This is a genomic window from Ornithinibacillus caprae (genome assembly GCF_009728145.1).
Classification (GTDB): Bacteria; Bacillota; Bacilli; order Bacillales; family Amphibacillaceae; genus Ornithinibacillus; species Ornithinibacillus caprae.
On record NZ_WOCA01000005.1, the window covers coordinates 229,517 to 239,583 of the forward strand.

Below are 10,067 nucleotides of genomic sequence, written 5' to 3' on the forward strand. Positions count from 1 at the left end.
AAATTCGACAAGTGACAGGCACCCTTTTTAGTCTAGTGGATAATGTTTTAGAAAATAAACCAGTGCTTGTAATTCGACGGCTAGATCGATATGATGCACACGGACATGTTCTGGCACCGTAATTCTAGCTGGAGTAAAGTTTAATATACCAGAGATTCCTTTTGTGACTAGCCGATCTGTCACACTATCCGCTTCGCTAGCAGGAATGGTCAATATTGCAACTTTTACGCCAGAAATTTTCCCCTCCAGATCATCAATATGATAAATTGGTATTCCACCAATCTCTGTACCTACTTTTTCTGGATCTGTATCAAATGCCATTACAATTTTGGTATTATTATTTTTTACAAAATTATAATTTAGAAATGCTGTACCTAAGTTACCCACACCAATTAAAGCAACTTCAGTTAATTCATCCTGATCTAACGTTTTACGAAAGAAACCAAGTAAATATTCTACATTATAGCCATAACCCTTTTTCCCTAATGCACCAAAGTAGGAAAAATCCCTACGAATGGTAGCCGAGTCAACTTTTACTGCATCACTCAACTCTTTGGAAGATACTCGAGTCTTTCCTTGGTGTTGTAAGTTATTTAGAAAACGATAATACAAGGGTAGACGCTTTGCGGTAGCTTGTGGTATTTTATTTTGATCCATTAGTTATCCTCCTCAAGATGTTGATCATAGTAGTAGTCGCCTGATTTACCACCAGTCTTCTCTAGTAAATAGGTTTTTCCGATTACCATTCCTTTATCAATCGCTTTACACATATCATATATTGTTAGAGCTGTTGCAGACGCTGCGGTTAGCGCTTCCATTTCAACTCCCGTACTTCCTTTTGTTTTAACCATAACAGTTATTTCTAATTCATAGTTTCGATCTATTATCTTCCAATTAAAGTTGATATCCACTCCTTTTAATTGTAAAGGGTGACACATAGGAATCCAATCTGATGTTTTTTTTGCAGCCATAATGCCTGCTACTTGGGCAACTGCTAGAACATCACCTTTCTCAATCTTTTGTTCTGTTATTTTTTCATATATTTCCTTTGTGACAAGAATACTTGAACATGCTATTGCCGTTCTTTCTGATTCTTTCTTTTCACTAATATCAACCATTTGTGCTCGACCTTGAGCATTAAAATGCGTAAAGTCTGACATAAGCTCATCTCCAATTTATACTCAACTCTATTTTAGCAGAAAAACTTCTATAAGTCGTGATTAATTTCACAATTAAGTATTTGTTACTTCTTTCATAATAAGATAAACTGTTACTAACTGAGGTGAATACACATGATTATAATGCAATTAAATGGAATTTCTAAATCCTTTGGAGCAGAAGAAATTCTATCAAATATAAAACTTGAAATAAAAGATAAAGATCGAATTGCTATTGTTGGAAGAAACGGAGCAGGCAAATCTACACTACTTAAAATCATGGCAAATGAAATGACCTATGATGAAGGGGAATTGTTTAAACCGAAGGACCTAACGATTGGCTATTTATCCCAACATACCGGATTAGAATCGAATAATACCATTTGGGATGAAATGTTACAAGTGTTTGAGCCTTTACTTATTCAAGAAAAGGAATTAAGAAAATTAGAGAATAAAATGGCTCAAGCAATCAATCTTAAAGAGGAAGATTATGAAAAATTATTAAATGAATATGACAAGCTTCAGCAAGCATTTGAGGAAAGTGGCGGATACCGATACGAAGCTGATATAAAAGCAGTATTAACTGGTCTTAATTTTCAGGATTATAACGACCAAACACCAATAAATGAACTTAGTGGTGGACAAAAAACTAGGTTAGCTCTTGGAAAGCTTTTATTAACTAAACCTGCCCTACTCATCCTCGATGAGCCTACCAACCATCTTGATATTGAAACATTAGCATGGTTAGAGAATTATTTAATTAGTTATCCTGGTGCAGTAACCATTGTCTCACATGACCGTTACTTCTTAGATAAAACAGTTTCTATGGTATATGAAATCTCTCGGCATAAGACCAAAAAATATCATGGTACTTATAGTAACTATTTGCAACAAAAAGCGCTGAACTACGAACAGGATTTAAAAGAATTTGAAAAGCAACAAACCGAAATTAAAAAGATGGAAGACTTTATTCAACGAAATATTGTACGAGCTTCCACAACTAAACGAGCACAAAGCCGACGTAAGCAGTTGGAGAAAATGGAAAAACTAGATAGACCACTCGGTGATGAAGCGTCTGCTTCCATGACTTTCCAAATCAATAAGCGTAGTGGAAATGACGTTTTAAAAATTGAACAACTATCTTTTAAATATGAGGGCGAATCTGAACCACTATTTAACGATCTAACGCTTCATATCAATCGTGGAGAAAGCATTGCTCTAGTTGGTCCAAACGGTATTGGTAAAACTACATTACTAAAAACAATCATTGGTAAACTGGAACAAACGACCGGAAATATCCAGCTAGGTACAAATGTACAAATAGGCTATTATGACCAAGAACAAGCAAACTTACATTCATCGAAAACCGTTTTGAATGAGCTATGGGACGAATACCCACATATAAATGAAAAGGATATTCGAACAGTACTTGGTAACTTCCTCTTCTCAGGAGATGATGTTCTAAAGCCTGTTCATTCATTAAGCGGGGGAGAAAAAGCAAGATTAGCACTAGCGAAATTACGTATGCAAAAGGCGAATTTACTCGTGCTTGATGAACCTACCAACCATTTAGATATTGATAGCAAAGAAGTTTTAGAGGCGGCACTTATTGATTTTCCTGGAACTATTATCTTTGTCTCCCATGACCGTTACTTCATTAATAAGATTGCAGATCAAGTAGTTGAAATGCAAAAAGATGGGGTTACCGTTTATTTAGGCGATTATGATTACTATATGGAGAAAAAACAAGAAGAGCAAGAATTAGAAAACCTCCAAAAAGCAGAAGAGCCTAGTGATAAAACAAATGATAAGAAGTTAAGCTATAAGGAAGAAAAGAAATTACAAAGTGAGCAACGAAAGCGAGATCGTAAAATCGCTAAACTAGAAGAAACAATTGAAGAACTTGAATTAGAGCTTTCTTCCCTTGAAGAAAAAATGACACAACCTGAAGTGTATGAAGATCATGAGAAAGCTTTAGAGTATACGAACAAAACAAATGAAGTAAAAAAAGAAATTGAACAATTAATGGAAGAATGGTCAGAATTACAAGAGGAATAGTTTTAAAGAAGCATATATTCCTAGGTTATTTATCCATACAATAATCAAACACCACGACTAGCGTAGGCAGAATACGTAGATTCTTGCGGGAACAGCACGTGTCTGAAATCCCCCGACTGATGTGCCTGCGTCTTCTAGCATCGCTTCGAAGCATAATCATGATGTTCCCTGGCCGAAGCCGTGCCCGTGGCAACGTAGACACTGTGAAAGTGACTGCAAGGAGCTTGAACAGATGTCGCCATTGTGCTGAAAGTGAAAGCGAAATATTCTGCCGAAGCCGTATTATAGCGCTCGATAAAATCAGAGTGTGAGATCAAACGCAGGACAATAAAATCAACTCAAATAGAATTCTTCAGTTAGAAATCTAACTGAAGAATTTTTCTTTAATTAAAAAACTTTTTGCCCAGCTCCTTCTACTTAAATAAATAATCATTTTTTATTGTATGTTCTACCGCTACTCGATAAACTAAACCGAATCCAATCATTGTAGATAAGACAGAGCTTCCACCATAACTTATTAACAGTAACGGTATTCCTGTGATCGGCATTATACCGATGGTCATGCCTATATTTTGAAACGCATGGATCAAAAGCAAACTCATAAATCCAAAACAAATATACGAACCGAACGGGCTGTTTTTATAGCTATTTAGCCCTAGAGTAACTAATCGGTACAGCAGTAAAAAGTATAATAAAATGACCGACGCACTTCCAATAAACCCAAAGCTCTCTCCAATAATAGAGAAGATAAAATCGGTATGTGCATCTGGCAATGATACAACCTCTAAACCACTCATACCTTTCCCAAACAACTGTCCTGAACCTATAGCCAGCATAGACAGATCAAACTGCCATGTATCATTACTGGTCTGTTGATTTGGATCAAACCACGTCAATATTCGGTTTACTTGATAAAGCTCTATGCCAATGGTTTCCTGTGCAAGTTCGGGAAACTTTATCACTAAAATTAAAGCTCCCGCCGCAATTGCAGATACGATTGTTACTAAGCTAAATATGATCTTCCAATCAATTCCTGAAAGTAGCACCATCATTCCTGCAATAAATACATACACCATGGATGTCCCAAAGTCAGGCTGAAGCAAAATGAAAAATACTGGTACAGCAGTAATAAATCCTATTTTAATTAATAAAACTATATCCGATTTAATCGTTGCTTGATCATATTTTGCTTTATGCTGACTAATAGCGGCAGCTAAGAATAAGATGGTAGTGATTTTTGTAAATTCAGCTGGCTGTAATGACAACCCCGGAAATGTAAACCAACTCTTTGTTCCTCGAACTTCTGCAGCAATACTCTCTGGACTAATTAACAGCACAATTAAAACAAGTACTCCAATACTATAAATAATAATACTAGCTTTATATAATTGATCTAACTCAAAGTACTGGATTGCTGCTAAAATACAAATTCCAATAGAAAACCAAATCATTTGTTTTAGAACATAGTTCTCCCCAGCGTTTTGTGGCATTTGCTGTGCATTATATATTGCGAGCAAGCTAACACAAATAAACAATAATAATAGGATTATTAAGTCATTTTGTAAAAAATAGGATTGTTTTTTTGACATATAGAAGCACCTAATTCCAATTAAAATAGTGAATCTTATAATCCACAGAAATATACACAAGTAAAATAGGGGTATTACTGGTTATCAACAGGGTTATACACAGTATCCACAAGCGATATCTAACTTATCAACAGATTTTATTCACAATTAGATTACAATAAAATCAAGTTTCCACAATTTTTATCAACATACTTGTGGATAAATCTGTAGTTTTTTTCTCTATCCCACTCCATATGCAGGATTAACCTATTTTAATAATAAAGAGGGATTAGCATTTAAGTCCATTCCTGACCGTTTCCCTTGTTCGTATGAAATAGTTCCTGCAGCAGCGATCATTGCAGCGTTATCCGTACATAATCGTAAAGGTGGAACGAGCAAAGGGATATCTGTTTCAGCAAATTTTTCCGTTAATGCCGTTCGAAGTCCCTTATTTGCTGCTACTCCACCAGCAACAATAACTTGCTTTACATGATAGTTTTTGGCAGCCTTTACCGTTTTTGTTGTAAGTACGTCAATCACACTTGCCTGAAAACTTGCTGCAATATCCTCTTTTTTCAAGCTTTCACCACGTTGTTTGGCATTATGAATCGTGTTAATAACAGCTGACTTTAAACCACTGAAACTAAAGTCATAGCTATCGTCTTCTAACCAAGCACGCGGAAGGTCTATTGAAGCTTCTCCTTCTGAAGCCAATCGATCTATATGGGGGCCACCAGGGTACGGTAGTTCCAACATTCTTGCAACCTTGTCATATGCTTCTCCAGCTGCATCATCTCTCGTCTCACCGATTAATTCATACCTACCATGTTCTTTCATTAAAACAAGCTCTGTATGACCTCCTGAAACAATCAATGCTAATAATGGAAATTGAAATTCTTTTTCCAACCGATTTGCATAGATATGTCCAGCAATATGATGAACTCCTATTAAAGGTTTTTGTTTAGCAAAAGCTAGTGCTTTAGCTGCATTAACGCCGATAAGAAGAGCCCCTACTAATCCTGGCCCTTCCGTTACTGCGATCGCATCAATGTCTTTCCAATTAAGATTTGACTCTTGAAATGCCTCCTCTAATACGATTGTCATTTGCTCTACATGATGCCTAGATGCTATTTCTGGCACAACTCCACCAAATCGTTTATGACTCTCTATTTGTGAAGCAACTATATTTGAAATAATTTCCGTTCCGTTTTTTACAATTGCAACTGCTGTTTCATCACAGCTAGTTTCAATTCCTAAGATATATGTATCTTTTTTCATTTTAAATTCACCCACATTACTATCGCATCCTCATTGTTATCACTATAATAATTTTTCCTGATACCTCCAGCTACTAAACCAAACTTTCGATACAAGCGTTGTGCGACCGTATTGGAAGCCCTCACTTCTAAAGAAAGTCGCTCAACCCCCATGCCTATAGCTTGCTGCATCGTAAATCGAAATAACTTTTCGCCTAATTTGTTACCACGGAGCTCCGGTAATATCGCAATATTTGTTATTTGCGCATCATCAAAAACAATCCATACCCCAACAAATCCAACTATCTTCTTTTCAATTAACATGACATAATAATGAGCATGTTTATTTTTTACTATTTCTTGATAAAAAATATCCTCCGTCCACGGACTTTCAAACGATCTAGTTTCCACTTCCATTACCTGACTAATATCTGAAAGCTCCATTTTTCGTATAGATAATTCAGCCATGCTATTTTGTTTCCTTCTGTGATTTTAACCAATTTGCTTCAGCTTCAGCTAAACGTAAATAATTAGGAGTTAATGAGTGAGTGTGATCTGCTTCATAATTGGTACTAGCTAAAGCAAGATGTGATGGATTAGCTATTTGGAACGTATTTTCAGGTATTATAGCTAAATCACCTAATTTACCCTTTATATTTTCAGCATGTTTATCGATATCTGGACTTAAAAAGAGCACTTCTTGGTTTTGTTCCAAAAACGATTGAAGCAAATCTTCCATTAGCATATTCGTTTCTTCACGAACTAAACTTAGTTTTCCTTCTTTCCATTGATATACGCCCGTAAAAACAAGCCCTCTTCGTGCATCGAAAAAAGGACATACTAAAGCTTGGCTGAAACGCCCTTGGTATGCAAGTGCCTCTAAGCTAGAAACACCTACAACAGGGATATTTAATGCCCATGCAAGGGTTTTAGCAGTAGTTAGCCCGATTCGAACCCCTGTATACGAACCTGGCCCCTTAGCAACTACAATTTTTTCTAATTGCTCAGGTGTTATGTTAACTTCTTTCATTAATTCGTCTATTGCTGGCATAAGTCTGACGGAATGATTTTTAGCAATGTTCGTAATCACCTCGCCAATAACTATGTCATTTTTCATTATCGCCACACCTAATGATTGATTAGATGTATCAATCGAAAGTATATACATGATATAACTCCTTCTGAACGAATATTACCTTATCCTAATTTAGATACTATATCTTCAAAATGACTTCCTTTGGGTTTGAACTCAATTAACCTAGAATGTTCATCAATATAATTGAAATGGATTGTTAATATTTCGTTCGGCAAATATTCTTCTATAAATTGTGCCCATTCAACAACAGTTAGCCCCGATCCATTAAAATATTCTTCAAATCCGATATCCTCATCGGAGTTTTCTAATCGATAGACATCCATATGATATAAAGGTATTTGTCCTTCATATTCTTTTACGATTGTAAACGTTGGGCTACTAACCGTTCTCTTTACACCTAGACCTTGTGCGAGACCTTTTGTAAAAGTTGTTTTCCCGGCTCCTAAATCACCTTCTAACGTGATTACATCACCAGGCTTTACTAAATTCGCAAGTCTTTGTGCAATTTTTAGAGTTTCCTCTTCTGTATTTGTCTGTATTTGTTTACTACTCATTTAGTCACCTTCTTAAATGGTTATATCCTTTTTTCTCTAGTTGTTCAACCTTTTCATTACTTCGATGTAAAAACACGTTACCAGTCGTATCGATTGTATCCTTAACATACCCTATATTTGTTAGTTTGGTATTTGTTTTTTTTGCTGCTTCTTCAACCATTGCCCAATCATCTTTTGAAACGGTACCTAATATTTCAAAATCCTCTCCACCAAATAACTTCCATTTATGCTGCAAGGATTGAGGAAATTGATCAAATGTATTTCTGACTGGAAGTTTTTCGTCAAAAATATGTAAATTTACATGGGAAGCCTGTGCAATTTCTATTGCCTCACTAGCTATTCCGTCACTTATATCATTTAAACAAACTCTAGAAACCCCTTGTAACTCCCGAACAAATTCAATACGAGGGGTTGGCATTCTATGTCTCTCTTTATAGAATACTTCATCTATATATTGCCCATGATGGTTTATAATATGGAATCCTGCTTGAGAATCCCCTAGTGTACCTGTTACAAACACCACATCACCATCTTGTGAGTTACTTCGATAACTAGCCTTGCTTTTCTCCGTATACCCAATAACGGTAACTGAAATTGTTAAATCATTTCCAGATATCGTATCCCCGCCAATTAAATCCATTTGATAAGCTTCTCCTAATTCCTTCATACCTTTATATACTTGATCCAACTCTCCTTCAGACCAAGATTCTGGAATAGCTATTGCTACGAGATAAAAGGCAGGAATAGCTCCCATCGCTGCCAAATCACTAAGATTAGCTGCTAAGGCTCGATAGCCAACATGAAAGGCGTCCATCGTTTGCTTTGTAAAATGAACCCCTTCTACAAACATATCTTTAGCTATAACTATATCTTCAGATGATTGACGAAAAACAGCAGCATCATCACCTATTCCTTTTACAATGGATGATTGTTTATAAGTATTTTGTTTAATTGAGTTAATGAAAGAAAATTCATCCATAAATAACACCAATCCTTGAAAGTTCTACACTAATAATAGCAAAAACAATGCTAAATGAAAAAAATTAATCTTAATTACTTATTTATGTTTACTTTTTTATGTTTACTTTTAAATAAATACCGTATCCCTTTGCCAGCGAAAGGTTCCTCTTTATATCTAGGAATCACATGAAAATGTGCATGCATAATATGCTGACCTCCTATGGTCTCACAATTCCATCCTAAGTTATAACCATCAGGATGATAACGAACATCTATTAGTTTTTTTACCTCTTGAAGTAACGTATATGTTGCATTCCATTCCTCGTTTGTTAAATCAAAAACAGTTCTCCTATGTTTTATTGGAACAATAAGTCCTGCACCATTTAGTTGTTTTCTTTCTTGTTGGTCAGCTTCTTTTAATTGTAAAAACATGCAATACTTATTACTTAAAAGAATTTGTTGTTCCGGTTCCAGTTCAAGATTACAAAAAACACAATTTAAACCCATTATCTAACCCCTTCCTTTTTAAGCTAACATTTAACTAAATAAAAAGACATGATCTCAATTGAAATCATGTCTGTATATGTATTCTTATTATGTTTTAAATGGCGGTCCGGACGGGACTCGAACCCGCGACCTCCTGCGTGACAGGCAGGCATTCTAACCAACTGAACTACCGGACCAAACTTAATTGGTTGCATTTCACAGCACTTGAATTAAATTGGTTGCGGGGGCAGGATTTGAACCTACGACCTTCGGGTTATGAGCCCGACGAGCTACCAGACTGCTCCACCCCGCGATATGAAATAATATTATTTTTTCATGCTCTTTATTATAAGAGCTATGATCTTGTTTCTGACGCCTACATCTACCAGCATATTCAAGGAAGCTTTATACTTCGGCGTTACTCGTAGTTTATTCGGTGGATGTGATGCTTAAAGACTGCTCGTCGTGTAGAAAGCATTACCAGTGAAGTTGCACTCCTCGCAAGCCTGCACATAGTAGCTTATCGAAGAAGCCAGCGGCTTGCTCCACCCCGCGATATAAAAAATTAAAATTAAAGTCTGGCGGCGTCCTACTCTCGCAGGGGCAAAGCCCCAACTACCATCGGCGCTGAGAAGCTTAACTTCTGTGTTCGGCATGGGAACAGGTGTGACCTTCTCGCTATCGCTACCAGATCTAAATTATTTTTTCAGACAAGATATATTATATGCTTATCTTGAAGAAAATACAAGGTTTTTTTTAATTATACCTTGAAAACTAAATAAGAGAAAACAACGAATCAAAAATGTGTTAGTTAAGTCCTCGATCGATTAGTATCCGTCAGCTCCACGTGTCACCACGCTTCCACCTCGGACCTATCAACCTCATAGTCTCTGAGGGATCTTACTCACTCGAAGTGATGGGAAGTCTCATCT

General features: G+C 36.2%; 10 protein-coding genes, 2 tRNA genes and 2 rRNA genes. 1 reads left to right on the forward strand and 13 read right to left on the reverse strand.

All coding sequences use genetic code 11. The features are described 5' to 3' along the window. Positions 1-27: 27 nt before the first annotated feature. Entirely contained in the window at positions 28-657 is a 630-nt protein-coding gene (locus GMD78_RS09065; protein WP_155668501.1) for a redox-sensing transcriptional repressor Rex, read from the reverse strand. Continuing rightward, positions 657-1,160: a cyclic pyranopterin monophosphate synthase MoaC gene (gene moaC / locus GMD78_RS09070; RefSeq protein ID WP_155668502.1), complete on the reverse strand. Its 504-nt coding sequence runs from the start codon at positions 1,158-1,160 to the stop codon at positions 657-659. Before moaC ends, GMD78_RS09065 begins: the two co-directional genes overlap by 1 nt. A gap of 132 nt (positions 1,161-1,292) precedes the next feature. Here moaC and GMD78_RS09075 point away from each other — a divergent pair, with 132 nt between their 5' ends. Then, positions 1,293-3,215 carry an ABC-F family ATP-binding cassette domain-containing protein gene (locus GMD78_RS09075; RefSeq protein ID WP_155668503.1) on the forward strand — a complete coding sequence of 641 codons (1,923 nt, stop codon included), beginning with the start codon at positions 1,293-1,295 and terminating at the stop codon, positions 3,213-3,215. Positions 3,216-3,628: 413 nt separating this feature from the next. On the opposite strand, the gene GMD78_RS09080 is transcribed toward GMD78_RS09075, so the two are convergent. The 11 genes from GMD78_RS09080 to GMD78_RS09130 all read right to left on the reverse strand — a co-directional run. Continuing rightward, positions 3,629-4,804, reverse strand: a complete 1,176-nt coding sequence (locus GMD78_RS09080; protein ID WP_155668504.1) for an FtsW/RodA/SpoVE family cell cycle protein — start codon at positions 4,802-4,804, stop codon at positions 3,629-3,631. Between the two features lie 246 nt (positions 4,805-5,050). Then, on the reverse strand, positions 5,051-6,061 hold the full coding sequence (gene tsaD / locus GMD78_RS09085; protein ID WP_155668505.1) for a tRNA (adenosine(37)-N6)-threonylcarbamoyltransferase complex transferase subunit TsaD: 1,011 nt from the start codon (positions 6,059-6,061) through the stop codon (positions 5,051-5,053). Continuing rightward, positions 6,058-6,507: a ribosomal protein S18-alanine N-acetyltransferase gene (rimI, locus tag GMD78_RS09090; RefSeq protein WP_155668506.1), complete on the reverse strand. Its 450-nt coding sequence runs from the start codon at positions 6,505-6,507 to the stop codon at positions 6,058-6,060. The genes tsaD and rimI overlap by 4 nt, the downstream gene beginning before the upstream one ends. Before the next feature lies 1 nt (position 6,508). Beyond that, entirely contained in the window at positions 6,509-7,207 is a 699-nt protein-coding gene (tsaB, locus tag GMD78_RS09095) for a tRNA (adenosine(37)-N6)-threonylcarbamoyltransferase complex dimerization subunit type 1 TsaB (protein ID WP_155668507.1), read from the reverse strand. Between the two features lie 29 nt (positions 7,208-7,236). Next, the gene (gene tsaE, locus GMD78_RS09100; RefSeq protein ID WP_155668508.1) at positions 7,237-7,689 is read right to left on the reverse strand and encodes a tRNA (adenosine(37)-N6)-threonylcarbamoyltransferase complex ATPase subunit type 1 TsaE; all 453 of its coding nucleotides are present in this window, start codon (positions 7,687-7,689) and stop codon (positions 7,237-7,239) included. A 4-nt stretch (positions 7,690-7,693) separates the two neighbouring features. Further along, the gene (thiL, locus tag GMD78_RS09105; RefSeq protein WP_155668509.1) at positions 7,694-8,668 is read right to left on the reverse strand and encodes a thiamine-phosphate kinase; all 975 of its coding nucleotides are present in this window, start codon (positions 8,666-8,668) and stop codon (positions 7,694-7,696) included. Positions 8,669-8,742: 74 nt separating this feature from the next. Next, on the reverse strand, positions 8,743-9,156 hold the full coding sequence (locus GMD78_RS09110; RefSeq protein WP_155668510.1) for an HIT family protein: 414 nt from the start codon (positions 9,154-9,156) through the stop codon (positions 8,743-8,745). Between the two features lie 99 nt (positions 9,157-9,255). Next, positions 9,256-9,332: transfer RNA gene (locus GMD78_RS09115), tRNA-Asp, on the reverse strand. A gap of 39 nt (positions 9,333-9,371) precedes the next feature. Then, positions 9,372-9,448, reverse strand: a tRNA-Met gene (locus GMD78_RS09120). 263 nt (positions 9,449-9,711) lie between these two features. Further along, positions 9,712-9,827 (reverse strand): 5S ribosomal RNA (gene rrf / locus GMD78_RS09125). Between the two features lie 115 nt (positions 9,828-9,942). Next, positions 9,943-10,067 (reverse strand): 23S ribosomal RNA (locus tag GMD78_RS09130); the annotation flags it as partial.

Bases quoted from the DNA above. Each gene is read 5' to 3' on its own strand.
- GMD78_RS09065 (WP_155668501.1), bottom strand. From the start codon at position 657: ATGGATCAAAATAAAATACCACAAGCTACCGCAAAGCGTCTACCCTTG.
- moaC (WP_155668502.1), bottom strand. From the start codon at position 1,160: ATGTCAGACTTTACGCATTTTAATGCTCAAGGTCGAGCACAAATGGTT.
- GMD78_RS09075 (WP_155668503.1), top strand. From the start codon at position 1,293: ATGATTATAATGCAATTAAATGGAATTTCTAAATCCTTTGGAGCAGAA.
- GMD78_RS09080 (WP_155668504.1), bottom strand. From the start codon at position 4,804: ATGTCAAAAAAACAATCCTATTTTTTACAAAATGACTTAATAATCCTA.
- tsaD (WP_155668505.1), bottom strand. From the start codon at position 6,061: ATGAAAAAAGATACATATATCTTAGGAATTGAAACTAGCTGTGATGAA.
- rimI (WP_155668506.1), bottom strand. From the start codon at position 6,507: ATGGCTGAATTATCTATACGAAAAATGGAGCTTTCAGATATTAGTCAG.
- tsaB (WP_155668507.1), bottom strand. From the start codon at position 7,207: ATGTATATACTTTCGATTGATACATCTAATCAATCATTAGGTGTGGCG.
- tsaE (WP_155668508.1), bottom strand. From the start codon at position 7,689: ATGAGTAGTAAACAAATACAGACAAATACAGAAGAGGAAACTCTAAAA.
- thiL (WP_155668509.1), bottom strand. From the start codon at position 8,668: ATGGATGAATTTTCTTTCATTAACTCAATTAAACAAAATACTTATAAA.
- GMD78_RS09110 (WP_155668510.1), bottom strand. From the start codon at position 9,156: ATGGGTTTAAATTGTGTTTTTTGTAATCTTGAACTGGAACCGGAACAA.